A 24,792-nucleotide genomic window follows, 5' to 3' on the forward strand; every position below is an offset into this window, starting at 1 on the left:
ACCCGATACGCGATTCCATGACGCGATTTCTATCGATTCGGAGGCCTGTGCTTGCGACTCCGCTGCGCGCTTCGCGAGCGAATGAGGTGCACAATACTCCCATGGAGCGTCACGACGCCACCCCGGAACATCCCTCAGACAACTCCCGCGCTGCTTCGGTCAAACCGCCGGTCTGCCTCACCATCGCGGGCTTTGATCCGTCTTCAGGCGCCGGTGTCACCGCTGACCTGAAGACCTTTGCTGCCTTCGATGTCTACGGGGTAGCAGCGATCACTGCCCTGACCGTGCAATCGACGCAGGGGGTGCGGGCGGTCGAGCCGGTCTCGCCCGATCTGTTGCGGGAGACCCTGTCCTGCCTGGCGGCTGATGTGACGATTGCGGCCGTCAAGATCGGCATGCTGGCGAACGCCGCATTGGTGCGGGAGACTGCCCGCTTTCTCGAGAACGTATCCGTTTCGCGCGAGTGCATCGTGCTCGACCCGGTCTGCCGTTCAAGCTCCGGCCGCGCGTTGCTGACCGAAGACGACGTTGCCGAGCTGCGCGGGCAGCTGCTCCCGAGGGTCGGCTGGATCACACCCAATCTGGACGAACTGGCCGTGCTGACGGGTATGCCGGTCGCGACTGAGCGGGCGGCGATCGAGGAGCAGGCGGCCCGGCTCGCCGCGTTGGCGGGAGGCTCAGAGCATCTGGGAGTCGTGGCGACGGGCGGCCATCTTACCCGGCCGGATGACTACATCCTCTGGCGTGGAGAAGGGCACTGGCTCGAGGGCGAACGGATCGAGACGCGCTCCACGCACGGGACCGGCTGCGCGTTGTCGAGCGCGCTGGCGGCCGGGCTCGCCTCTGGAATGACCGGCAACAACGCAGTGCGTGGGGCCAAGCAGTTCGTGACAGAGGCGCTTCGCGCGGCCTACCCGGTGGGGCAGGGCCGCGGTCCGATGCACCACCTCTTTCGGTTGGGTGTGGGCGCTTAGCTGCGGGCTTTGGTGCGGAGCTCCGCATGCCGACAACAGGGATCAGGAGATAAGCCGCTCGGAGACCTCGCCCGGGTCGCGCCGGATAGGCTCGGGCGGCATGTGCGTCTGCATGCCGTGCTGGACTGAGGGCGCGTTCTGGAGCGAGTGATTGCCTGACTTGTCTGGGTGCGCAGCCAGGCTCTCTGCTGCAGGGTTGCGCTGCTCGGCCTGTAAATGCGCTACCGCATGGTCGGAGCCCGTGGCCAACTGCGTGGCCTCCCGCGCCGAGATTGGGCCGCCCTGCTGGGCGGCGAGGATGTCCTCCTGCAGGACGATGAAGCGGCGGATGTACTTGAGCGGGTGGGGCGCCTCAACCATTTCGCGCAGGTGGTAGAGCCAGGAGTCCGCTTTCAGCATGCGCCGGGCGAAGGCGCGCCGATGCACCATGATGACCTGCCCGTCCTTGCGCCGTTGCGGGTAGCTGACAGCCGGCACCATGAAGCTCATCTGCAGCCCGGCCTTCCAGAAGGTCTGGGCAAATTCATGCGAGAAGAGCAGGGCATAGCAATTGCGGCCGCGGCAGAGATGCTCGACGGCAGGCTCGAACCCGGGCCACTCCGGCGCTACGAACGCGCGGTACCAGCTTCGAAAATCGAAGCCATTTGAGCGGGCCTGCAACACGATCTGACGAATGACTTCGTGACGCGTCATCGCAGCCTCTCAGCGACTCTCGACGGGAAGCCGTCGCGGCAGACGACCACGCTCTCGCTCCCTGCAACCTTGGAGTTGAGATTAGCCCTGCATGGTTGGGAACCGATGAACTTTTCTCCGTACCATCCGTCTTTCATGGAGGAACAAAGGTGGAGGGTGGCCGAGCCAGGCCCTCTATGCCGAACCGCAGCACGCCGCGTAAGGTGGCAGAGGGCAGGGGAGCGAAGCAGCATGGGCAAGAGGTCTCCAGTGCAGAGCGACAACGCAACTGTATGGTGTCGGCGAAGGCGTCTCCGTTACAAAGCGGCGCGTTGGAATTGTTTGCTGGCACTGGTGCTGGTCGTGGCAACAGCGGCCGCCCAGGTCGGATCGCGCCCCGTGCACACAAATCCGCTTAACCACGACCCCCAGGTGCGGGCAGCCTACGAGCAGTTCTATACGCTGGACTACGACGGGGCGCTGAAGCGCTTCCGGCAGATCCAGCAGGCACACCCACAGGACCCGATCGTTGCCGATTATGTGCTCGAAACAGTGCTCTTTCACCAGCTTTACGACCTGGATCTGCTCGATACCACGCTCTACGCACACAATGGCTTCCTGACCGGCAAGCACTCAGTCCGCGAAGACAAAGCCTTCACCGCAGAGATCGATCAGCTCTCGAGCGATGCGATCCGAATGGCCGAGGCGCGGCTCTCCACCAACAGCAAGGACGTGGACGCGCTGTACGCGCGCGGCTGGGCGAAGAGCCTGAAGGCGACTTACATGGGGCTGGTGCAGCGTTCGTTTATTGCGGCGTTGCGGTTAGCCCTGCAGGCCCGGTCGGACAACGATCGCGTGCTCGAACTCGACCCGGACTATGTCGATGCGGAGCTGGTCGTCGGGGTGCATCAGTATGTCGTGGGATCGCTGCCGGGACCGATCAAGCTGATGGCGGGGCTGGCCGGCATTCACGGGAACAAGGCACACGGACTCAGCCTGCTGGAGGACGATGCCCAGCATGGGGTCACGACGTCGGTTGAGGCGCGCACTGCCTTGTCACTGTTCCTCCGCCGCGAGGCGAAGTACGACGACGCTGCGCACTGGAACGAGACACTGAAGCAGCAGTATCCCCGCAACTTCCTCTTCTGGCTGGAGGCGGCCAACCTACAGAAGGATGCCGGCCGCGCGCCGGCCGCGATCGTGGAGTACCGGGCGCTCCTGCAGCAGGCGCGTCATGCGGGCTACTTCACGAATGCGCATCTGCAACTGGCGTGGTTTGGACTGGCGGAGACGCTGCGCGGACAGAAGCAGGACGCCGAAGCGGCGACCGCATACCAGCAGGCGCTCGCACAGCCCACGGTCAGCCCGGAGCTCAAGCGTCGAGCCGCGCTTGGCGCAGGAATGGAATACGACCTGATCGGGCGGCGGGAGCAGGCGGAGGCGGCGTACCGCGATGTCCTCGCGCTGGGCGACAGCGATGAAGCGGACGACGCGCGACGATATCTGAAGGCGCCATACCGCGGATAGCGAGACCCCAGAGAGCTCCGCAAAACGCCGGCTTGCTGCGCTAGAATGTCGTCGAATTCAGCAGAGTGTGGAGGAGCACCCCATGGGCAGCTACTGCAGTCAATGCGGCAAGGCCGTCCCCGTCGATGCGCGTCACTGTTCAAGCTGCGGGCATCCGCAGGGTGGCGCATTTGCCGGAGGGCGGGCGATTCCGCCAGCCGGTGCGCAGCGACGCTTATTCCGGCCGCGCGCCGGACGGATGATCGCCGGCGTGTGCCAGGGGCTCGCTGTCACCTATGGGTGGAACCCAACACTGGTGCGCGTGATCTTTGTTCTACTGGCGTGTTTCAGCGGCGTGGGCCTGCTTGTGTATGTGGTCTTGTGGGTCGCTGCACCGGAAGAGCCGCTCCTGTTGCCGACGGTCGCTGCGTACACGCCGCCAGCCAACCCGCAGACCTAGGCCGCGCTCTCACTGGGGACGCTCGGGGCGCCCGCGGGCGAGGTCCTCTCCGCGACACCTATCCTGAGCGATGTCCAGCCCTCTCCATGCCGATGTGTTGTCGCAGCCGCCCGGCAATCGCGGCGCGAGCACAGATGATGCGCCTTGGGTGATCCTGCTCCACCCCACCCCTGTCGATCACTGGTTCTGGCGCCCGGCCGCGGCAGCGCTGCTGCCCGAGTACCGCGTGCTGCTGCCCGACCTGCCTGGGCATGGCCAGTCGCCGCTCGACGAGCACGAACCGCTCAGCATGGTGAGCATGGCGCGCGCGGTGCTTGCGCTGCTCGACGAGTACGGCATCGAACGCGCGCTGTTCGGCGGCTGCTCGCTCGGCGGTTATCTGCTCTACGAACTGTGGCGACAGGCGCCGGAGCGCATCCGTGGCCTGGTGATCGCTTGCGCCAAGCCACATGCAGATATGCCCGAGGCACTGGCTCGCCGCAGGGCCACGATCGCAACCATTGAACACGACGGCACCTCGGCAGTGTTCCCGCAAATGATCGAGTCGCTGGTCGGCGCACCCGCGCAGCAGGCAGACCCCGAAATACTCGCGCGACTCAGCGGCATGGCCGAGCGGATGACACCCGCGGCTGCCGTCGCCGTGCAGCATGCGCTGGGCAGCCGGCCCGACTCGCGAGCGACCGCTTCGACCATCCGTGTTCCTACGGCGGTGTTGGCTGCGGCACTGGACCAGGGCAGCACGCCCGCGGAGATGCGCGAATTGGCTGACCTGGTCCCCGGTGCGTCCTTCTACCTGCTGCACGATATGGGTCACTACGCGCCCTATGAACAGCCGAAGCTGGTGGGCGCGTCGATGCGCCACTTCTTCGACGAGTGCGTTGGCCGCAAGCCGTAGACGGCGTTCCTGCAACGCGGTGCGCTGTGGGAAGATGAGGCTTATCCACACGTGTGAGGGATCGACAGTTTGAGCCGGAGAACGGACGTGTCTGCCGCTGCATCGCCACGTGCCGCGGTGCGCGGCTTCGCCTATGACGAGCGCGGCGAGCTCTGCTGCGACGGTGTGCTGGTCGAAGCGTTGGTCCGTCGCTTCGGCACGCCCCTCTACTGCTACAACGCGCGGTTGATCCGGGAGCGGCTGGGGCTGTTCGAACGTCACTTCGCAGGGCATAAACCGCTGATCTGCTACGCGGTCAAAGCCAACTCGAATCTCGCACTGCTGCGCCTGCTCGCGAAGGAAGGAGCAGGGTTCGACATCGTCTCCGGTGGCGAACTCGAGCGTGTGCGGCGGGCGGACAAGCGCGCGCTCCAGCGGACCGTCTTCTCTGGCGTGGGCAAGACAGCGGACGAGATGGATGCTGCGCTCGAGGCGCGCATCCGGCTATTCAATGTGGAGAGCGAGCCGGAGCTCGATCTGCTGGCAGAGCGCGCCGCGAAGCTTCGCCGCAAGGCGCGCATCGCGCTGCGCGTGAATCCGGATGTGTTTGCCGAGACGCACCCCTACATCTCGACGGGATTGCGCGAGCACAAGTTCGGCATCGACATCGCGCGCGCTCGTGCCGTGTACGCCGCCGCTGCCAAACACCGCTGGCTGTTGTCAGAGGGCGTGAGCGTCCACATCGGCTCGCAGATTCGCAGTGCCGATCCTTTCGGCGCAGCGCTCGAGCGGGTGCGCGATCTGGTGTGTGAGTTGAGAGCCGACGGCATCCGTATCGGCACCATCGATGCGGGCGGGGGACTGGGCATCGACTACGCCGATCCACTCGGCGCAGAGCGCTTCAACCCGGACGCGGAGGTCGCTGCGTATGCGCGAGCGATGACTGCGGCACTGGGCGATCTCGATGTGCAACTGCTGCTCGAGCCGGGGCGGTTCCTGGTGGCGCAGGCGGGAGCACTGATCGCGCGCGTGCTCTATCGCAAGCAGAACGGCAGCAAGACATTCGTGATCACCGATGCGGGGATGAACGACCTGATCCGGCCCTCCCTCTACGGCGCGCACCACGAGATCGTGCCGGTGCAACGCGGAGAAGCGAGCGACGAAAGCGTTGTGGATGTGGTTGGACCGGTGTGCGAGACCGGCGACTTCTTTGCGCGTGACCGCCAGCTGGCCCAGGTGCAGCCGGGGGAACTGGTCGCGCTTCTCGACGCGGGCGCGTACGGCATGTCGCTGGCCTCGAACTACAACACGCGCGGGCGCCCGGCCGAGGTGCTGGTGGATGGCCGACGCGTGCAGCAGATCCGCCGCCGGGAGACGATCGAGGATCAGCTCCGGACCGAGCGCTGAGACACGGCGAGCGCCGAGTGCTGAGACAGCAAGGCCCGCAGCCGGAGACCGGTGCGGGCCGAGCGTTTCTGAGAGCCGCTTACTGCGTGATTGAGTGAACGGACGCGAGCGTGCCCGCTTCAGCGGCCTGCGACGGGTTGCTGTAAGTGTTCGCCGGAAGCGCCTGCGGACCGGAGGCCGTGTTCGGCCCGAGGCCCAGCTTGATCAGTGCGCGCGAGTCGGGGGTCAGCTTCGTCTGCCAGCCGTGATCTGCCTGGAACTTCTGCATGGCCGCTTCGGTCTGGCCGTCCCACTGGCCGCTCGGCTCTCCGGTGAGGTAGTTCTCGCGAATCAGTGCCTTCTGGATTTCGGTGGCGCGCTGCGTGTCGATGCCGCGCTGGCCGATGGGCTCATGGTGTGCCGCGCGATGGCCATGCTTCTTCGTCACTTTGGCGGTCTTCGCGGAAGCGGCGAGGCCGGAGAACGCGATCAGGACCGCAGCTGTCAGAAGTCTGCTGCCGGGAGTAAGACGGAACATGCGCAATCCTCGGTGGGGGAATGGGGTCTCGCGTTTTCGAGAGACTAACGACATGAACATCAGATTGCAATGGAACAGAAGTAGGCACCCACAAAAGTGGTGGGTGCCCAGTGTTTCTGGTAACACCGAAGTGTTACTTACGGCAGAGTTCCGCCGCGGTAGAAGCTACCCGAGTTCGGCTGCCGCGGGTCGACGATGCTGACCACCACGTCCTGCCCGGTCTTGAGGGCATTGATGGCGGCACTGTACTCGGCCTTGTTGTTGACCGGCGTCTTGTTGACCTCGGTGATCACCAGGCCGGGGCCGAGGTTGATCTCGTCGGCGAAGGAGCCGGGCTTGACTGCCTGGATCAGCACACCATGCACGCCCTTGGAGGCGAACTGCTGTGGCACGCTGACGGCCGTGATGCCCAGCTTGTCGGGACCTGTCTCCTGCTCACTCGGTCCGTTCTCCTCGCCCGGTTGGTTGGCGGGGCCGTTCAGAGCGCTCACCGTCTTCGTGCGATCGGCGATAGTGACGTTCGCGGTGTCCTGCTTGCCAGCGCGGAGGTAGCCGACCTTGGTAGTAGAGCCGGGGTGGCGAGCGGAGATGATGTTGACCAACTCATCGCCATCCTTGATCGACTTGCCGTCGATGGAGGTGATGATGTCACCGACTTTCAGACCGGCCTGGTCTGCTGGGCCGCCCTTGGCGATGCTCGAGATCAGCACGCCGGACTTGAAGCCATAGACGCGGCCGACAGCGCTTGGCAGATCAGGCTGGAAGGAGATGCCGATGGATCCGCGAACCACCTTGTGGGTGGGCCCGATCAGGTCGTTGTAGACCTGGATCACGGTGTTCGAAGGCATCGCGAAGCCCACACCCTGGTAGCCGGCAGACTGCGTGTAGATCGCCGTATTGATGCCGATGACCTGGCCGTCCATGTTGAGCAGCGGGCCGCCCGAGTTGCCTGGATTGATGGCCGCGTCGGTCTGGATGAAGTGCTGGAACTGACCCTTGGCGCCGGGCTCGATGGTGCGGTTCTTGGCCGAGATGATACCGGCCGTCACGGTCTTTGAGAGCGCGAACGGGCTGCCGATGGCGATCACCCACTCACCCACCTGCGATCCGTCGGAGTTGCCGAGCTGCACCGTCGGCAGCGCGTTGGGGGCATCGATCTTGATGACCGCGACATCGGTGTCGGGGTCAACGCCCACCACGTGCGCGGGGCGACCGCGATCGCTGTCGTTTTCCGGGTCACTCGAAAGCTTGACGTAGATCTTGTCGGCCTTGTCGACCACGTGGTTGTTGGTCAGGATGTAGCCGCGCGGGTCCACGATGAAGCCGGATCCGAGCGATTCGCGGGTCGCGCCGCCACCCTCCGGGCCGCCTTCGCCATCGGGAGCCTGCCCACCGAAGAACCGGTTGAAGAAGTCCTGGAAGTTGTCCTGGCCGCCACCGCCACCACCTGGCCCGCCACCACCCTGCTGATCGTCATCGCCACCGCCCTGCTGGTCGTCGGGACCCTGCGGGCTGGGCGGTTGCATTCCGCGTGGCCGCCGGCGGCTGCTGGAGCGGCGCTCTTTGGGCAGCGTCTCGGTCGAAATGTTCACGACCGCCGGGCCGACGCGCTTGGCGATCTCACCGAACTGGTTGCCGAGCTGGACGGGAGAGGGAATCTTCAGCGGCGTCGCATCCGAGCTGTTGACCTGATTCTCGCTGCCGTGGACGCCATGCACGGCGACCGAGCCGATCAGGATGCCGGTGGACAGAGTACCGAGGACGATAAAGGTGGGCGCCAGACGGTTGAGCTTGATCCGTCGGAGGAGATCGTTCATAAGCAGGGTCTAACCTCGTCAATGTCGCGAAGCGGCTTCGCGCGGCGATACAAGGGAATGCTGCACTGGGGATCGGGAATCAGAGTCTACGCAACGCTCCAGTATAGATGCTGGGTCGTGCTGGCCGATTCCGGGCGTGCTGCAGTATTAGACGCCAGGCGGCGGATTGAGTTTGATGGAGCGCCGCTCCCTGCGTTCGCTGCTATGGAACTGGCGCTTCGTGTGCCGTGGCATGCACGGTGCTGGGCAGCAGTTCGGTAACGGCGATGCCGCCCAGGATCAGCAGTGCTCCGGCCGAGGCGCGACCCGAAAGCCGCTCGCCGGCAAAGAGAAACGATGTGAGGAAGGCGAACACCGGCTCGAGCGCGAGGATGAGCGCGGTGCGCGTGGCCGAAAGCCGCTGCTGCGCCCAGGACTGCACAGTGAAGGCGACAGCGGTCGCGAGCACGCCCGTGATCAGCAGCGCAACGAGCAGGCGCCCGGTGAACGCGATCCGCGGGTGTTCGAAGATGGGGAGCGCGACGGCCATGATGATCGTGCAGAACGCCATCTGCAACACTGCAAGCGTGCCGAGCGGCAGCCGCGCCGACACATGCGCGAGCGCCAGCACGTGCAGCGCAAAGCCAAGCGCGCAGAGCAGGGAGAGCAGGTCGCCCGTGTTGATGCTCGCGAACAAGAGGCCCCAGGCGGTGTGCGGCGGCGTCGTGAGCAGCAGAATGCCTGCGAAGGCGGCGATGGCTCCGGCGAAGGCAGCGAGGCCGGGGGCGCGCAGGCTCCTCGGGCGCAGGGCAGGCACGATCGATAGCAGCGGGACCAGCACGACGATCAGCCCGGTAATGAATGCGGACTTCGCGGGCGTGGTGCGCGCGAGGCCGGCGGTCTGAAAGCTGTAGCCCGCTGCCAGGCAGAGTCCCACGATCGCTCCTGCGCTCAGGTCGCTGCGCCGCAGTCGCCGCAGGTCGCGGTGATAGATGACGGCGAGCACGGATGTCGCGATCACCATCCGCAGCAGGTTGAAGAGCAGCGGCGATGCATCGCGCAGCGCGTCCTTCACCAGCACGAAAGTGGATCCCCAGATGGCGGCGATCCCGATCAGCAGCAGCGTTGGCAGGCGGTGGCGTGGTGTGTCGATGGCGGCTCCAATGCTGAGCGCTGCTGCGCAGCGTTTGTCTCGCTTATCTATAGTCTCAAGTCTCAGCCAGAAGGAGTCTCAGGCAGTTGCGAAGCTCAAGTGCTCGCATTAGTGTCAGGCCGTCGTGCGGCGCGAGTTCCCAAGCCGCGGGGCGCGTGAAATTGGTTCGAGGGTGTGTTTCTGGTACCTTCCGTGGAAGGCGATCGCAAGGGCAGTCGGCGAGGCGATGGATACTGTCCATGTGAGGGTCTGGAAGCGTGGAGACGGTTTTCGATCGTCGTCAAAACAGCATGGACCTGCTTCGCCTGATCCTGGCATCCCTCGTCCTGATTGCTCACTCGGCTGCGATTGTTCCCGGCGGCATCGATGGTTTCCTCGCCGTGACGCGCCTTCGGTCGCAGAGGGCGCAATCGCGGTGCACTCGTTTTTCATCTTGAGCGGCTTCCTGATCACCGCAAGTTATGAGCGGTCGTCCTCTCTTTATTCTTTCCTGAAGAAGAGAGTGGCCCGGATCTATCCAGCTTTCCTGGCGATGTCGTGCTTTGTCGCGCTGGTGGTGGTTCCTCTTGGCGGAGGCGTGCTCAAGGGCTCAGACGTGAGCCGAAAGGTGATCTTCGTTTTGCTGGACGCTCTCCGGCTCAAAGATCTACATGCGACGGGGGTCTTCGCGCATTCAGCGGTGCCCGGCGCTCTCAACGCCTCCTTGTGGACCGTGAGCTATGAGTTTCTCTGCTATCTCGGTATCGCCCTGCTCGGCGTCACCACGCTGTTGCGCCGCCGAGCAGTTCTGGTGTGCCTGTTTGTTGCTTCGCTTGCATGTGGCTGGCTGGTTCTTCGGTTGCAGATCGTGGCGTCGAAAACCTGGGTGAGTGTTCTGCTGGGGTATCCACAAGCCTGGGCCAGCCTGCTTCCGATGTATCTTGCGGGCGCGGTGGCTTACCGGCTGCGCCACCGGATCAAGATCACCTGGCCGGGTGTTCTTGTGTCATCGATGTTCCTGGTGATCAGTGTGCGTATTCCGTCGACCTACCTTGTTTTGTTTCCCTTCGCAGGAACGTATCTACTGCTGGCATTTTCCTTTTCTGAGCGGCTGGCGCGCTTCACGAAAGTCAGCTGGGGCGATATCTCGTACGGCACATATCTGTATGCGTTCCCAGTGCAGCAGCTGACGTACCAATACTGCGGCCCACGCGTTACGCCCGCGAGGATCACTCTGATCTCACTACCGATCACGTTCATTCTGGCGTGGCTGAGCTGGTTCTTCGTCGAGCATCCGACTCTGCGGCTGCTGCGGCGATCAGAGCAGGTGAGTTCTACACCGGTAGTCCTGAAGCCCAGTCGTCTCAAAGCGTAGTTCGATTCAGCGCGTGGTCACGTTTGCGACGTAGACCGGCAGGCCTGCGACCACGGTGCGCAGCACCTTTGTGCCGAGCATGTCGTGCGCAGCAATGTGGGTCAGGTCGCGGTCGAGCACGATGAAGTCCGCTGCCATGCCGGGCGCGAGTGTGCCTTTGTACGACTCGCTGAACTCGGCGTACGCAGAGCCTTGCGTGTAGGCGTAGATCGCCTGCGCGATCGTCAGCTTCTCTTCGGGGAAGAAGGTCTGCGTGCCTGCCTCGTTCTGTCGCGTGACGGCGGAGTAGAGGCCGCGGAAGGGCGTGATCGGCTCGACCGGGTAATCGGTCCCGAAGGCCAGCGGCACGCCATGATCGAGGAAGCTCTTCCATGCGTAGGCATAACGCGCGCGATCGTGTCCGATGCGCTGCTCCGCCCACGCCATGTCGGTGAGCAGATGGCTGGGCTGCATGGACGCGGTCACGCCAAGCTGCTTGTAGCGATCGAAGTCGGGCGCGTCGAGCATCTGTGAGTGCTCGATGCGCGGACGACCAAGGCACAGGTCATGAGAATCGGTATTGTTTAAGCCGCTGCTGCTGGTCACAGCGCTGATGCAGCCGGACTGGAAGGCGTTCAGCGCCATCTCCACTGCTCGATCGCCGATGGCGTGGAAGCCCACAGAGAAGTTCTCAGCCATCCGCTCCTTCGTCATCGCATCGAGGCGTGCCTGGTCGTAACGCGGGATGCCGCTGTTCCCGGGATCATCCGCGTAGGGCGCGTTGAGTGCTGCAGTGCGCGAACCGAGTGAGCCATCCATGAAGCCCTTCAGCATGGCGGTGTGCAGCATGCGGTCGTCGGCGGGATGGTGCGCGCGATGTTCTTTCAGCGTCGCGACAGGATCAGTGAAGGCCAGCCACTCAGAGACGCGTACAGGCAGGTGATCCTCGTGCTCAAGCTGCTCGAGCACGAGGAAGTCCTCCCATGCTGAGTTGTCCTGCACGCTGGTCACGCCGTGCATCGCCGCGTCCGCGAGTGAAAGAGAGAGTGCGCGCTTGCGCTCTGCCGGTGCCGGTGGCGGAATGACCTTGCGCAGCTCTTCCATCGCGGCGTCCTCGCGCACGATGCCGGTCAGCTCACCCTTCGCGTCGTGATCGAACTTACCGCCCTGCGGATCGGGCGTGGCGCTGGTGATCTTCGCCGCCGCAAGGGCTGCGGTGTTCGCGACCGCGATGTGTCCATCGACTCGCACGAGGAACGCCGGATGACCGGCCGTCACGGAGTCCAGCTCCTGCCGCGTGGGCAGAACCTTCAGCGGCCACAACGTGTGATCCCAGCCACCGCCGTCGAGCCAGTGGCCTGCCGGTGCGGCCTTCGCTGCACGGCTGATACGGCTCAACATGTCATCGAGGCTGGTGCTGCCAAGCAGGTTCACGGAGAGCTGTTCGTGTCCCGCTTCGCCGATGTGCGTGTGTGCGTCGTTGATGCCCGGCATCGCGAACGCGCCGTTCAGGTCAATGGTCCGCGTCTTTGGTCCCTTGCTCCTGAGCAGATCCTGATCGGTGCCGACCGCTGTGACCAGCCCTGCGCGCATGCTGATCGCCGACACGTAGTCGAGCCGTCCATCCTTTAGCCCGGTCCCGGTCAGGATGTGGCCGTGATAGTAGATGGCGTCGGGCGGGACGGCAGTGGTCTGGGCGGTGAGCGGCAGAGCGATCAGAGCAGCGGCAGCAGCGGCGCGGAGCATGGCTGGGAGTGTAGCAGCGCTCGGCGGGGTGCCACGTGGCCCGATCAGTTCACTTCGCTGTCAGTTCACTTCGTAGAGCCGCTCGGCCGTCAGCATCAGGATCAGCAGGATGCGTTTGAGCGCGAGCTCGCGGTGCGCGGCGTCGTACCACTCCTGGCGGGTGTGGATGCCACCGCCATCACCGCCCGCGCCGATGCTGATGGCTGGAACGCCGAGCGAGAGCGGGATATTCGCGTCCGTGGAGGCGACCCGCGGCTCGGTGCGGATGCCGAGGTGGCGATCGACAGCGAGCAGGTCGTCGTAGAGCGCCCGGCCGCCGTGCGTTGCTGCCAGCAGCCCGGCAGGCCGCTCGCCGATTCGCTCGATCGTGAACGTGGCCTTCGCACGGAGACGGCGCGTGCGACTCTCCGCGGCGGCGCTGTTCGCCGCGATCACGGCATCCTCGAGCGCGCGATGCAGCGCGACCTCGAGACACACCAGCTCCTCGCCGGAGGTGGAGCGCAGATCGAAGCGCGCGCTCGCCTGCTCCGGAATGGAGTTGATCGAAGTGCCGCCCTCGATGGTGCCGACATTGAGTGTGCTGTGTGGGGAGCACACCTCAGACGGAGCGGTGAGCGCGGCGATGGTGTGGCTGAGGATGGCGATCGGGTTTGGCGCACCGGCATCGGTCCAGGAGTGTCCGCCTGGTCCACGCACCGTGGTGAGAAACCGGCGGCTGCCCAGCGCCTCGGTGACCGCGACCTCGTGGCCCGCGCCATCGAGCACGATGTGGGCAGCGATGCGGTCCCGCCATGGCGACTGCTGGTAGAGGTAGCGCATGCCGCGCAGATCGCCCTCGCCCTCTTCGCCGACATTGGCGATGAACAGCACAGGGCAGGGAAACGTCACCGCCGAAGCGACGAGTGCGGCGGCGATGGCGAGCAGCCCGGTCAGCCCTGCGGCATTGTCGCAGGCGCCGGGGGCGATGAGGCGGGTGCCCTGGACCACGGGGTCGATCGGCGTTTCCGCCGGAAATACGGTATCGATGTGCGCGGACAGGACGAGGGCGTGGGGGCAATGAGCCGCGTTGCCGTTGTGCCCCGCCAATCCGGACGCTGCGTCGGTGGGTAGCAGGCCGAGGACATTGCCTTCAGAATCGATGATGGTGTCGGTCAGCCCGATGGAGGCGAACTGGCTCAGCAGCCACGCGGCGCGGGTGGCTTCGCCGAACGGCGGCGCCGGGATGCCGACCAGGGTGCGCTGCCAGTCCATCAGCAGCCCATCGCGAAGGTGCAACCAGCGGAAGGCTTGATGGACTCGCCGCTGCGCCGCGAGTTGAGGCACCCGGCCGAGCGGATTCAGTGAGAGAAACGACTGCATGCCGGCCTTTAATCAAGGGTAGCATCGCGTTCGGGCGAGGCGCCGTACACGACCGAATGCAGATAGAGCCCGCGGGCCGGCGCGGTGGCGCCTGCGACGGTTCGCCTGCGCGCCGCGATCATCGCGGCGATCTCTGCCGGATGCCGCTGACCGCGCCCCACTTCGAGGAATGTGCCGACCAGGTTGCGCACCATGTGGTGGAGAAATCCGCTGCCCGCCACGGTGTAAAGCAGCAGATCGCCTTCCTCGTGCCACAGGGAGTGGGTCAGCGTGCGGACGTTGTGAACCTGCTCGTCGGCTGCCATGCGGGTGGTGCGATCAGCGTCACTGGCGGCGAATGAAGAGAAGTCGTGCGTGCCCAGCACGTCGCTGGCGGCCTCCTGCATCGCATCGAGGTGCAGCGGCCAGGGCATTGCGTAGACATAGCGGGCGAGTGCGGGAGGGCAAATCTCGCCACGATAGATGCGGTACTCGTAACGCTTGCCGGTGGCGCTGTGGCGCGCATGGAAGTCGGCAGGCGCATGCTCTGCCGCAAGTACGCGAATGGCTGGCGGCAGCGTGCGGTTGAGGGCGCGCAGCAGGTTCGTAGGAGGAATCGGCGCAAGGAGCGCGACCGAGGCGACCTGGGCCAAGGCATGCACGCCGGCATCGGTGCGGCCCGAGCCTTGCGGCAGCGTGCGCTCGCCAGTCACCCGCTCGAGCGCGTCTGCCAGCTCACCCTGCACGGTGTATCGCCCGGGCTGCACCTGCCATCCATGAAAGTCCGTGCCGTCGTAGGCCAGCAGCAGCTTCCAGATTTGCCCCGCTGGATGGGGCAGGGAATCGCCGTGTTGATCCAACTCGCCCTGTGTATCGAACTGCATGACCAGGCTGAGGATAGCGCAGGGTGGGGCGAGCGCCCGCGATATACTCGCCTTGCTGTTGCGAGTGCTGTGACCTGCCTTGCGCCGCGTGCGAGGTTTTCGGGAACATGCAGCGTGCTCTCAACGTAATCAGCCACAGGCGACACGACTGAGTCAGCGCTGGGGAGCCGCGCTCTTCAGTAAGGATTCCGCGAAAGCCGGAGTCTCGGGAGTGCTCTGCACCGTCTGTGTGGAGACAGCGAGAAAGATTGAGCGGGGGCGAATGGCAAGCTTGAGGAAAGTTGTGCGGCAGCAGTCGGGGGGAGCAGGACACATGCGCGGCAGACGCCTGGCAGGGTGGGCCGCGATAGCGGCAACGCTGCTCTCGGGTGTGACGCCCATCGCGGCAGCCCAGCAGCAGATCGAGCCGGGATCGGCCACGGCGGGACTGCCCAGCGAGCCGGCGCCCAACGCGACGCAACCACTGTTTCTGCGGCCGGACACGCGCGATTTTTCAAAGTCGCCGCGACCCTTTCCCAACCCGCTGGCGATCTATCGATCGCCGAGCGTCGATGTGCCGAATGTCTTCAATTCTCCGCGGCTCGCCGAGCTCGTGCAGAACGGGAAGATCTATCTCAGCCTGAGCGACGCCATCCTGCTGGCGCTTGAGAATAACTACGACATCGCTATCGCTCGCTACAACCTCGATATCTCCGACACGGACATCGTGCGTTCGCGCGCGGGCGGATCGCTGCTGGGCTCGCCTGCCGGCCTGGTGACCGGCACGTTGAGCGGCAGCACGTCCACACTGTCGGCTTCGGGCGGCGGTCCAGGGGGTACCTCTGCCGGTGCGGCCGGCGCGGGCGCCGGTTCCAGCGGCCTGGTGCTCACGGCCAACGGTCAGGGGCCAGCGCCTACCATTTCCGATCCGTTGCTGACCGGCACGGTGCAGCTTGAGCGATCGACGACGCCCGAGCCCAACCAGTTCATCACTGGTGCGCCAGCGTTGAATCAGAACACTGATGCTTACAACTTCCAGTACCAGCAGGGGTACCAGACCGGCACGCTGTTCACTGTAGGGTTCCAGAACTCGCGCGTCACCACGAACAGCTTCCGTAACGGCTATAGCCCGGAGCTGACCTCGAGCTTTCGCGCGACCGTCACGCAGCATCTGCTGAATGGCTTTGGCCCCGGCGTGAATCGCCGGTTCATCGTCCAGGCGCTCAACAATCGCCGCATCACAGACTCAGGTTTTCGCCAGCAACTGCTCTACACCATCAACCAGGTAGAAGGCATCTACTGGTCGCTGGTGAGCGCGTACGAAAACGTGCAGTCGGCGCAGCGTGCCTTGGACCAGTCGACGCAGGTCGCCTCGGACGATCGCAAGCAGTTGCAGATCGGCACACTGGCTCCGCTGGACGTGCTGAATGCCGACAACCAGGTAGCGCAGGACAAGCAGACGCTGATCAGTGCGCAGTCCACGCTCGAATACCAGCAGCTCATCATCAAGCAGGCGGTCGCGCGGAACCTGGATGATCCCAAGCTCTCTGCCGCCCCTGTGGTGCCGACCGATCGTGTGTCGCTGGTCGAGATGCCGGAGGAGACAGCCGCAGTCGAAGACCTGGTCAAGCAGGCGTATCAGAATCGGCCGGAGATCGAGCAGGCCGTGCTCAATCTGAAGAACGACCAGATCACGCTGCGTGGTGTGAAGAATGGTCTGCTGCCAACGGTGGATGTGTATGGCTTCTACGGCTCGACCACACTGGGGGGCGCGGCGAACCCGAACTGCAGCATCGCGGCGAACGGACCCGAGGGTTGCCAGATCACGCCGGGCGGCTACTCCGATGTGTTCACCGGTCTGTTCAAGGGCAACACGCCGGATCGCGGCGTTGGCGTGAACGTAAATATTCCGCTGCGCAACCGCACAGCGCAGTCGCTCGTGTCGCGCTCCCTGCTCGAATACCGGCAGGACCAGTTGAAGCTCGAGCAGCTCTACACGCAGGTGCGAATTCAGGTGATCAACTCGCAATATGCGCTGACGAACGATCGCGCCGCGGTACAGGCCGCGACGGCGACACGCGAGTACAACCTGCAGGCGCTCGATGCGGAGAAGAAGAAGTTCAAGTACGGCGCTTCGACCACAGCGCTGGTGCTGCAACAGGAGCGCAGCCTGGCGGCGGCCGAGAACACGGTCACCTCCGCGCTCGGAACCTACGCGCGCGATCGCGCATCCCTCGAGCAGCTCCTGGCGAACACGCTGACCAAGTACAACATCAGCATCACTGACGCGGTCAGCGGCAAGGTGAACCAGGCGATCAGCGTGCCCGGCCTGGAGCCGGCCCCGAAGACGCCGGACGCCAGCCTGCCTTCGCAACAGCAGCAGCTGCAGAAATCGCACGACCAGCCAACGCCGCCGTCGCCCATGCCGCAGCAGCCGCCGCCACAGCCTTAGTGCTCTGCTGGCGGGAGCGCGATCGCTCCCGCCAGCGTAACTATCGGACTGCGACCTGGTCGAGCAATGTGAAGAACTCCGGGAACGAAATATCCGCGGCGTCTGCGCCGTGGATCAGCGAATCGCCCTTCGCTCGAAGAGCCGCGATGGAGAACGCCATCGCGATGCGGTGATCTCCGCCGGCGTCGATCTCCGCGCCGTGCAGCATCTGTCCGCCGGGTACGTCCATACCGTCGTCAACCTCTGTGACTTCGGCGCCCATGCGGCGCAGGTTCTCCGCCACCAGCGCGATCCGGTCCGATTCCTTCACACGCAGCTCCTTGGCATCGCGAATGCGAATGCCATGACGCGTGTAGGGTGCGATGGCAGCGAGCACAGGCAGTTCATCGATGAGCTGTGCGGCAAGCGCACCTGAGATGGTGGCACCACTGAGACCGTCGGGCGGCGCAACGAGCTGCACCGTTCCGGCAAGCTCACCGCCACGTTGCTCCAGGTTGAGCACGGAGGTCTTCGCACCCAACGTCGAGAGCACGTCGAGCAGTGTCGCCCGCGTCGGATTCAGCCCCAGATTATCGAGCAGCAGGCTGGAATCGGGGAAGAGCGCAGCCGCACACAGGAAGAACGCCGCCGAGGAGAGATCGCCCGGGATGACCGTCTCGACCGCGTGGAGCGACTGTCCGCCAGCGACGCTGATCTTGTTTATCTCGCGGATCAGGCGGACGCCGAACGCCTCAAGCGCAATCTCGCCGTGGTCGCGGGTGCGGATGGCTTCTGTTACCGAGGAGGTGCCATGTGCCTGCATGCCGGCGAAGAGCACGGCCGTCTTCACCTGTGCGCTCGGCACGGGGGTGGTGTAGTCGAGGCAACGGAGTGTAGCGCCCTCGATCGCGACCGGTGCATGACCCTGGGTCAGCGTGATCTGTGCGCCCATGGCTTCGAGCGGCTTGCGAATGCGCTCCATCGGGCGGCGGGTGAGCGACTCATCGCCAACCAGCGTGAAACGTCCCTGCTGGGCAGCGAGCAGGCCGGCCAGCATGCGCATCGTCGAGCCGGAGTTGCCGCAGTCCAGCGGCTCGGTCGTCGGCGTGAAGCGGCCGGCGCAGCCCTCGATGGTGACGCTTGTGCCCTCGTGCGTGACCTTCGCGCCCAGTGCGGCGACGCACCCCAGACTGCTGGCTGGGTCTGCGCCAGTCGAGAAGTTCTCCAGCCGCGTCGTGCCATGGGCCAGCCCGCCGAGCAGTGCATAGCGGTGCGAGATGCTCTTGTCGCCCGGCAGGCGCAGGCTGCCGAGCAGGTTACGCGCGGGAGAGATCACGCGGGTCGGGGTCGATTGAGACAAGCGAAGACTCCGTTTCGAACAGCGGTTTGTCTTCGAGTGTAGCTGGCTCAGGCGGGGTTCGCGGCGTCCTGAACGCGAAGGACGATCAGCGTCTCATCGTCGAAGCGCTCTTCGCCGGACTGAAACGCCGAGATCTCGGCAAGGATGAGGTCGGCGAGCGCGGCCGCCGAAAGCGTGGGATGACGTTCGACCAGTTCGGCGAGTCGTTCGGTGCCGAACATCTCTCCTGCCGGGTTTTGCGCATCGGCGAGGCCGTCGGAGAAGAAGAGGATTGCATCGCCGGGTCGCGTGGATAACGTGAACTGCTCGTACGACACATCGGGGAAGAGCCCGAGAGGGAAGCCTTCCGCGCGAATTGTCTCGACCTCCCCACTGCGAAGAATCAGTGGCTGCACGGCCCCGGCATTGGCAATTTCGAGCGTCTGGTCTTCATCGTTCCACACTGCGAAGACCATGGTCACGTACTGCGCGTCGACGCGGCGCTCCTGCAGGGAGTCGTTCAGCAGGCGCAGCATATCGGCCGGATGCGGACATCGTGGCGCGGCGGCGCGCATGATGCCGGAGACGAGCGCCGCATAGAGCGCGGCCGGCGCAGCCTTACCGCTCGCATCGCCCAGCGCGATCCCGGTGCGCGTCTTGTCATAGAGCAGCAGGTCGTACATGTCGCCACCGATGGTGCGCGCGGGCAGAAAGCGTGTGGCGAAGTCGGCGAAGCGATGTTTGGGGCGCAATTGGGGCAGCAGGCGAAGCTGGACCTCTCGTGCCATCTCGAGATCGTGCTCGAGGCGCTGCTCTTGCTGCGCAATACGTTGATAGAGGCGCGCGTTCTCGATCGCGATGGCGATCTGCGCAGCCAGCGTGATGACGGTGCGCCGATGATCTTCGTTGAAGTAGTTGACCTTGGTGTGTTCGAGGTCGAGCACGCCGATGACCTTGCCTTTATAGATCAGCGGCACGGCCAGCTCGGAGCGCGTGAGCGGGTCAATCATGTAGTAGCGCGCATCGCGACGGACATCCGCGGCATAGACCGGCTCCCGTGTCTCGACCGCGACACCGACCAGTCCGCGCCCCACCGGCACGCGCTCGCTTGGCACGTACCGTTTACCAAAGCGCACCGCGAACTGCGTCTCCAGCAGATGGTCGCGCTCGTTCACCAGCAGGATTGAGAACATCTGGTAGTCGATGAGCCGGCGCAGCAGCGCGCCGATCCTCTCGAGCAACTCGTCCAGGTCGAGGATCGAGCTAATGTCGCGCGAGACCTCGGTGAGCACCGCCAGTGTCTGCGCCTGGCGCGAGACGCGTGTGTAGAGCCGAGCATTCTCGATGGCGACTGCGACGCGGGACGCCGTGAGCTCGAGCAGGCGAAGCTGCTCTTCCTGGAAGTAGCCGATCTGCTCGCTTTCGATGTCGATCACACCGATGACCCGGCCTTTGACGATGAGCGGGACCGCGAGCTCGGATCGCACTGAATCGTTCGCGGAGATGTAGTTCTTCGCTTCGCGGACATCATTGATCAGCACGGGCTGTTTCAGCGATGCTGCTTCGCCGATCACGCCTTCGCCGACGCGGAAGCGCCGCCGCTCGGTCTCCGGCGTATGGCCGACCTGGTAGCGCATGCGGAGATCGTTGGTGCGGTCGTTGAGCAGCAGGATCGCGAAGATGCGGAAGTCGATGACGGCACGAACCAGCTCCGCCGTCTGGTGCATGATGGTCTGCAGATCGAGCGTGGCGTTTAGAGCGTTCGCCAGCCGCATCAGGAACTCGAGCTGGATCGGCTCCTGACGCACCTGTACGCGCGCGGCCCCGCCTTCGCTGGCGGGCCGGTAGTCTCCTTCGAAGCTGTCGGCAGGCCGGTCGGGCTGGCCGTCATTCTTCACGTGGGTCGCTCCATCGCCCGGTCACGTGGGCCGGGCAATCGAGTCATCATAGCGCAGCGCCGCGCGCCGGTCGGACGATGAGAACCCGCTCAGATCGACGCAGTCTGCTGTGCAGAGGCGAGTTCCTGCATGCGTTCTTCGACGATGCGCACACTGGCGCTGGCCCCGATGCGGCTTGCGCCGGAGTCGAGCATGATGCGGGCGTCACTGAGCGTGCGTATGCCTCCCGAGGCCTTCACCCCGCAGGAGTTGCCAGCGACACCGCGCAGCAGCGCGACATCGGCAGCTGTCGCGCCGCCCGTGGAGAACCCGGTGCTGGTCTTCAGAAAGTCCACGCCAGCGCTGATGCCGATCTCGGAGGCGCGCAGCTTTTCCGGGATGGAGAGCAGGGAAGTCTCAAGAATGACTTTGACGATCGCGCCTGCTCCGTGAGCCACCTCGAGGACGGACCGGATGTCGCTTTCAACACCGTCATACATGCCGCTGCGCAGCATGCCGATATTGATCACCATGTCGAGCTCGCGCGCCCCCATCTTCACCATCTCGCGCGCTTCGTCACGCTTGCTGGTGGCGAGATTCGCCCCGAGCGGGAAGCCGATCACCACGCCGACAGGGATGCCGGTCCCGGCCAGAGCCGAACTCGCCAGTGGCACCCACGCGGGATTGACCATCGCGCAGGCGAAACGGTATTCGGCGGCTTCGCGACAGAGCGCAATCACCTGGTCCCGCGTCGCGTCAGCCTTCAGCAGCGTGTGGTCCAGCAAAGCGGCCAGCGCAGCCGGCGTGGCGAGTGCTTGCTCTGCAAAGACCTGCGGGTTGAAGGTGCCGCGGTGGGGGTTCTCAACGATCTTGGGCGGGGTCTGCTCAGTGGTGGGCGATGCTTCCTCGATATGGATCTCCACGGGTCAACTCCTTTGCGTGGCGGGGCGAAACACAGTGCAGCTTACGACGCCGCGGAGACTCCCGTCTCCTCTGAGAAGACGCAGTGTGTTCCGCGTTGCTCCACAACGGGAGCAGTGCGTCAGTCCGCTGCTTCGGGCGGGAAGATGCAGATGTCGGGCAGGTTGCGAAAGCGCTCGGCGTAGTCCATGCCGTAGCCGATCACGAAGTGGTTGGGGATGGTGAAGCCGACGTACTCGGCCTGGATGGCCTCCTGCCGGCGGTCGGGCTTGTCCAGCAGCGTGGCCACGCGCAGCGACTTTGGCTGGTGGTGCTGCAGCATGCGCTTCAGGAAGGACAGCGTGAGCCCGGTGTCGAGAATATCCTCGACCAGAATGATGTTGCGGCCCTCAATCGGGTGGTCGAGATCCTTGATCAGCTTGACTGCGCCGCTCGACCGCGTGCCTTTGCCGTAGCTCGAGACGGCGACGAAGTCGAAGGTGCAGTTCACGGTGATGGCGCGCGCCAGGTCCGCCAGGAAGATGGTGGCCCCTTTGAGCACGCCCGCCAGCAGGACGGATTCGCCGGCGTAGTCGCGGTCGATTTCGCGGCCTATCTCGGCGATGCGCTGGGCGATGGCGTCCCGGCTGATCAGGACCGGCGGATGAACCTCGTGCAGAGCATGTCCGGCCGTGGTCGCCATGCGGCTATCATCTCCCAGGTCCCGTCTTCTGCCAAAGCCAGTTGACGCTGGCTATACTCGACACAGCGCTTTCATGTATCCGTTCATTCATCTTGGCCGATTCACCATCGGCACCTTCGGTCTGCTGCTGTGGCTCGCGGCGGTGTGTGCGGCGTTCGTCCTGCACCAGAACTTTCGTCGCTACCGCGTGCAGGCAGATGCGGTCAGTGTCGTGGCGTTTGTCACGGTGCTGGGCGTGATCGGCGCCAAGCTGTGGCACGTGTTCGAAGACCCGTCGACGCTGATCCATTTCCCCATTGCCACGCTGTTCGATCGGGCCGGCTTCGCCTGGTATGGCGGATTGATCGCTGGCATCCTGACGTTGATGTGGCAGGGGCGCGCGGCGGGTACAGGCTCGCTGGGGATGCTGGACCTGGCCGCTCCCGCGGCAGCCGTGGGCTACGGCGTGGGACGGATCGGCTGTCTCACCTCTGGCGATGGCGACTACGGCATCGCAACGAGCCTGCCCTGGGGCATGAGCTTCCCTCACGGCCTGGTGCCGACCGTCCAGCGTGTGCACCCGACGCCGATCTATGAATTCCTGGCCGCGCTGGCGATCGGGGCCTGGCTGTGGCATCGCGGGACCGTGCAGTTGCGACGGCGTGCGCAGGGCGAGAGCCTTGGACAGGGCGAGCTGACAGGCGAGTACCTGGTGCTGGCCGGGCTGGCACGCTTCCTGGTGGAGTTCATCCGCATCAACCCGCGCATTTACTTCGGCATGAGCAATGCGCAGCTCGCCAGTCTTGGGTCCATGGTGGTCGGCATCCTGCTGATCGTGTGGGCCAGACGCCATGCGACGTCACGCGCTGCGTCTGCTGCCGCAGCCACCTGAACCGCAACTAAAGCTGCTTCAGGTACACCTTCGCAGCGGCAAGCTCCGGGAACAGGCGCTCGTCTGCCTGGAAGGCGCGCGAATGCACGCAGCGGCGGCCGGATCGCACCGTGACCGGATGCTTCAGGTGCAGCATCTCGTGATAAACGAGATATTCGACGGCACAGCGCGGTGTATTGCGTCGGTCGAAGACGCGGCTGACCACGATCGTGTTGTGCGCCGGGTCGTAGTGGCCGAGCGCGCGGCGCGCCATGTGCGCACTCCAGGTCAGCGTCGGCCGGCCGAGCAGGCCGTAGAAGAACCGGGTATTCAGAGTGTCGAAGATCTCCTCAAGGTCGTAGTACTGCCCCTTGGGCCCGAGGATGGTCTTGCGCCCGCGTGTCTGGCGCAGCCGCTCGGTCTGCCGCATCACGGACTCGCTCGAGGAGAAGTGGCGATAGCGGCGGGTGTGCCGCGCATCGAGCGGCTTGCGATAGAGCTTCGCGATCAGGATGTGAGCGATGGCCCGCAGCACCGGCTCCGGAGCGCCCTCGAGCACGTCGGAGAGCGAAACGTGCAGATTGCCTTCGCGCAGACGAATGGTGGTGTTCAGGGTAGTGAACTGCCGGAAGCGCACCTGCAACGGAGGCATCGGCGCGCGGGGTCGGAGGACGCGGTATTCGTCCTGAAAGATGCGCTGTAACTCGGGGGTCACGTCTGACTTAGGCTAGCACTGTTGCGGACTACCACAGAGCGCCGTGTGGGCGTCGAGGTAAGTGCGTTACGGCCGATTCCGCTCAGCGGGTCGCGGCCAGTCGGGCCACGGTGAAGAAGCAGAAGGCAGCGACGGCGATCAAGCCGGCTCGCGCCGTCCACCCGGCAGCGGGCTTGCCCAGCGCGCCGCCATTTTCCCCGAGTGTGAAGCACTGATACAGGCAGAACACGCCGACGCCCGCGGTCGCCAGCAGTTCGAAAAACCGCAATGCAGATTCCATCTGAGTCTCCGCACGAAGAGATGCGCGGACGTACGGCAAAGACGCAGAGGTGTTACTTCTTCGGGGCTTTGTGCTTGCCGAAGTACTCCTCCTGCGACTTCAGGACTTCCGTGACCGCCTGGCGCAGACTGTCAGACGCTTCAAGCGCGGTCTTTCGCGCAAAGTCGTACTCCGGTGAGCTGGGCGGCTCATTCAGGATGCCGTTCCACTTGGCCGCACGCTCCAGCGCCAGCTTCAATCCCTTGCGAGCATCGGCGTGCTGCTGGTCGTAGGTGTCGATATTGTCTTCGAGCTCGTCCACCAGCCGGGTGAACTCCTCCATCTTGGTGTGGATGTCCGCACCGGGATGCTGATCGACAGGACGCCGCACCGTCTGGTGGATGGTGTCGCTGCGCTCGTCGATGAACTGGAGGTAGAGCTTGATACGCTCACTCGGCTGGTCCGCGACCTCGCGGATCTGATCTTCCTGCTGCGGCGTCAGCGGGTCGCGCGAGTGCTGCGCGAGAGTCGGGACCGTCGCTCCCAGCAGGACCGCGAGAGCGATGAGCCGAACGGGAGGCGCGACGGCGCCACAGCGGAGGTGTGCGCGCTTCACAGACTTAGCGGCGGAAGACGCGCAACATCAGCTCGTCCTGCACCTGGTTCAGGTTCTTGAGCGTGGTTTCGAGCACCGGGCGGTCGTCGAGCGCCGCTCCATGCAGGTACTCGTTCAAGCGGAACGCGGTGTGCTCCATCAGGATTTGCGCGTTCTTCATCCGCTTGGTGTCGTCCGCCATGCCGAGATGGATCTTCTGCGTGTACTCGCGAATGGAGCGAAGTGTCGCGGAGGCGTCCTCGCCCTGCTTGAGCTGACGACCTGCGAGTTCGGTCATCTGGTGCACGACCTCGGCGTAGAGGAAGCACTGCTCCTTGGGAGAAGCGATGCTTGCCTTGGTGGCGAGGGCGGTAATCGCTGCCTGGTCGAGCTGCTTGTTGTCCAGGTTTGCGCCGAAGCATGCCGGGGCGGCAAGGGAGAGAGAGAGAACGAGGAGACCGATCGGACGCATAGCGCACCTCGC

Annotated in this window: 23 protein-coding genes; 8 read left to right on the forward strand and 15 right to left on the reverse strand. The window is 64.8% G+C overall.

Translation table 11 applies throughout. The features are described 5' to 3' along the window. Positions 1-101 precede the first annotated feature (101 nt). A complete protein-coding gene (gene thiD / locus AC5IJH_RS02035; protein WP_491901126.1) occupies positions 102-974 on the forward strand; it encodes a bifunctional hydroxymethylpyrimidine kinase/phosphomethylpyrimidine kinase in 873 nt (290 codons plus the stop codon). A gap of 42 nt (positions 975-1,016) precedes the next feature. On the opposite strand, the gene AC5IJH_RS02040 is transcribed toward thiD, so the two are convergent. After that, positions 1,017-1,667, reverse strand: coding sequence for a hypothetical protein (locus AC5IJH_RS02040; protein ID WP_491901127.1), 651 nt, complete (start codon positions 1,665-1,667; stop codon positions 1,017-1,019). Between the two features lie 342 nt (positions 1,668-2,009). Here AC5IJH_RS02040 and AC5IJH_RS02045 point away from each other — a divergent pair, with 342 nt between their 5' ends. The 4 genes from AC5IJH_RS02045 (at position 2,010) to lysA (ending at position 5,893) form a co-directional block, all read left to right on the forward strand. Then, on the forward strand, positions 2,010-3,173 hold the full coding sequence (locus tag AC5IJH_RS02045) for a hypothetical protein (RefSeq protein WP_491901128.1): 1,164 nt from the start codon (positions 2,010-2,012) through the stop codon (positions 3,171-3,173). Positions 3,174-3,255: 82 nt separating this feature from the next. After that, entirely contained in the window at positions 3,256-3,612 is a 357-nt protein-coding gene (locus AC5IJH_RS02050) for a PspC domain-containing protein (RefSeq protein ID WP_491901129.1), read from the forward strand. A gap of 70 nt (positions 3,613-3,682) precedes the next feature. Beyond that, positions 3,683-4,507: an alpha/beta fold hydrolase gene (locus AC5IJH_RS02055; protein ID WP_491901130.1), complete on the forward strand. Its 825-nt coding sequence runs from the start codon at positions 3,683-3,685 to the stop codon at positions 4,505-4,507. Between the two features lie 87 nt (positions 4,508-4,594). Further along, the gene (gene lysA / locus AC5IJH_RS02060) at positions 4,595-5,893 is read left to right on the forward strand and encodes a diaminopimelate decarboxylase (protein ID WP_491901131.1); all 1,299 of its coding nucleotides are present in this window, start codon (positions 4,595-4,597) and stop codon (positions 5,891-5,893) included. A gap of 79 nt (positions 5,894-5,972) precedes the next feature. Here lysA and AC5IJH_RS02065 read toward each other — a convergent pair whose 3' ends face one another. From AC5IJH_RS02065 to AC5IJH_RS02075, 3 genes are all read right to left on the reverse strand, one after another. Beyond that, positions 5,973-6,410, reverse strand: a complete 438-nt coding sequence (locus tag AC5IJH_RS02065; RefSeq protein WP_491901132.1) for a peptidoglycan-binding domain-containing protein — start codon at positions 6,408-6,410, stop codon at positions 5,973-5,975. Positions 6,411-6,547: 137 nt separating this feature from the next. Further along, entirely contained in the window at positions 6,548-8,227 is a 1,680-nt protein-coding gene (locus AC5IJH_RS02070) for a trypsin-like peptidase domain-containing protein (RefSeq protein WP_491901133.1), read from the reverse strand. Positions 8,228-8,429: 202 nt separating this feature from the next. Next, positions 8,430-9,371 (reverse strand): DMT family transporter, encoded by a 942-nt coding sequence (locus AC5IJH_RS02075; protein WP_491901235.1) that lies wholly within the window; start codon positions 9,369-9,371, stop codon positions 8,430-8,432. A gap of 112 nt (positions 9,372-9,483) precedes the next feature. On the opposite strand from AC5IJH_RS02075, the gene AC5IJH_RS02080 reads away from it, so the two are divergent. Continuing rightward, positions 9,484-10,713 (forward strand): acyltransferase family protein, encoded by a 1,230-nt coding sequence (locus tag AC5IJH_RS02080; protein WP_491901134.1) that lies wholly within the window; start codon positions 9,484-9,486, stop codon positions 10,711-10,713. Positions 10,714-10,719: 6 nt separating this feature from the next. On the opposite strand, the gene AC5IJH_RS02085 is transcribed toward AC5IJH_RS02080, so the two are convergent. From AC5IJH_RS02085 to truA, 3 genes are read right to left on the reverse strand one after another with little or no spacing between them, the layout of a single operon-like run. After that, on the reverse strand, positions 10,720-12,438 hold the full coding sequence (locus AC5IJH_RS02085) for an amidohydrolase (RefSeq protein WP_491901135.1): 1,719 nt from the start codon (positions 12,436-12,438) through the stop codon (positions 10,720-10,722). Positions 12,439-12,498: 60 nt separating this feature from the next. Next, complete coding sequence (locus tag AC5IJH_RS02090) at positions 12,499-13,797, reverse strand: M20/M25/M40 family metallo-hydrolase (protein ID WP_491901136.1); 1,299 nt, start codon at positions 13,795-13,797, stop codon at positions 12,499-12,501. Between the two features lie 8 nt (positions 13,798-13,805). After that, entirely contained in the window at positions 13,806-14,660 is an 855-nt protein-coding gene (truA, locus tag AC5IJH_RS02095) for a tRNA pseudouridine(38-40) synthase TruA (protein ID WP_491901137.1), read from the reverse strand. A 313-nt stretch (positions 14,661-14,973) separates the two neighbouring features. Here truA and AC5IJH_RS02100 point away from each other — a divergent pair, with 313 nt between their 5' ends. Next, positions 14,974-17,091: a TolC family protein gene (locus AC5IJH_RS02100; protein ID WP_491901138.1), complete on the forward strand. Its 2,118-nt coding sequence runs from the start codon at positions 14,974-14,976 to the stop codon at positions 17,089-17,091. Positions 17,092-17,131: 40 nt separating this feature from the next. On the opposite strand, the gene aroA is transcribed toward AC5IJH_RS02100, so the two are convergent. The 4 genes from aroA to hpt form a co-directional block, all read right to left on the reverse strand. Continuing rightward, on the reverse strand, positions 17,132-18,430 hold the full coding sequence (aroA, locus tag AC5IJH_RS02105; protein ID WP_491901139.1) for a 3-phosphoshikimate 1-carboxyvinyltransferase: 1,299 nt from the start codon (positions 18,428-18,430) through the stop codon (positions 17,132-17,134). A gap of 47 nt (positions 18,431-18,477) precedes the next feature. Further along, on the reverse strand, positions 18,478-20,307 hold the full coding sequence (locus AC5IJH_RS02110) for a SpoIIE family protein phosphatase (RefSeq protein ID WP_491901140.1): 1,830 nt from the start codon (positions 20,305-20,307) through the stop codon (positions 18,478-18,480). Between the two features lie 89 nt (positions 20,308-20,396). Next, positions 20,397-21,080 (reverse strand): deoxyribose-phosphate aldolase, encoded by a 684-nt coding sequence (gene deoC, locus AC5IJH_RS02115; RefSeq protein ID WP_491901236.1) that lies wholly within the window; start codon positions 21,078-21,080, stop codon positions 20,397-20,399. A gap of 248 nt (positions 21,081-21,328) precedes the next feature. After that, positions 21,329-21,889: a hypoxanthine phosphoribosyltransferase gene (gene hpt / locus AC5IJH_RS02120; RefSeq protein WP_491901141.1), complete on the reverse strand. Its 561-nt coding sequence runs from the start codon at positions 21,887-21,889 to the stop codon at positions 21,329-21,331. A 73-nt stretch (positions 21,890-21,962) separates the two neighbouring features. On the opposite strand from hpt, the gene AC5IJH_RS02125 reads away from it, so the two are divergent. Then, positions 21,963-22,760, forward strand: coding sequence for a prolipoprotein diacylglyceryl transferase (locus AC5IJH_RS02125; protein WP_491901142.1), 798 nt, complete (start codon positions 21,963-21,965; stop codon positions 22,758-22,760). A gap of 7 nt (positions 22,761-22,767) precedes the next feature. Here the strand turns inward: AC5IJH_RS02125 and AC5IJH_RS02130 are convergent, their stop codons facing one another. The 4 genes from AC5IJH_RS02130 to AC5IJH_RS02145 all read right to left on the reverse strand — a co-directional run bounded on the left by AC5IJH_RS02130 (position 22,768) and on the right by AC5IJH_RS02145 (position 24,780). Beyond that, positions 22,768-23,454: a M48 family metalloprotease gene (locus AC5IJH_RS02130; RefSeq protein ID WP_491901143.1), complete on the reverse strand. Its 687-nt coding sequence runs from the start codon at positions 23,452-23,454 to the stop codon at positions 22,768-22,770. Positions 23,455-23,536: 82 nt separating this feature from the next. After that, a complete protein-coding gene (locus AC5IJH_RS02135; protein ID WP_491901144.1) occupies positions 23,537-23,734 on the reverse strand; it encodes a hypothetical protein in 198 nt (65 codons plus the stop codon). A 52-nt stretch (positions 23,735-23,786) separates the two neighbouring features. After that, positions 23,787-24,329 (reverse strand): SNARE domain-containing protein, encoded by a 543-nt coding sequence (locus AC5IJH_RS02140; protein WP_491901145.1) that lies wholly within the window; start codon positions 24,327-24,329, stop codon positions 23,787-23,789. A 4-nt stretch (positions 24,330-24,333) separates the two neighbouring features. Then, complete coding sequence (locus AC5IJH_RS02145) at positions 24,334-24,780, reverse strand: hypothetical protein (protein WP_491901146.1); 447 nt, start codon at positions 24,778-24,780, stop codon at positions 24,334-24,336. Positions 24,781-24,792 lie beyond the last annotated feature (12 nt).

It is taken from the genome of Candidatus Dedyshia acidiphila, from assembly GCF_051025295.1.
Taxonomy (GTDB): domain Bacteria; phylum Acidobacteriota; class Terriglobia; order Terriglobales; family Acidobacteriaceae; genus KBS-83.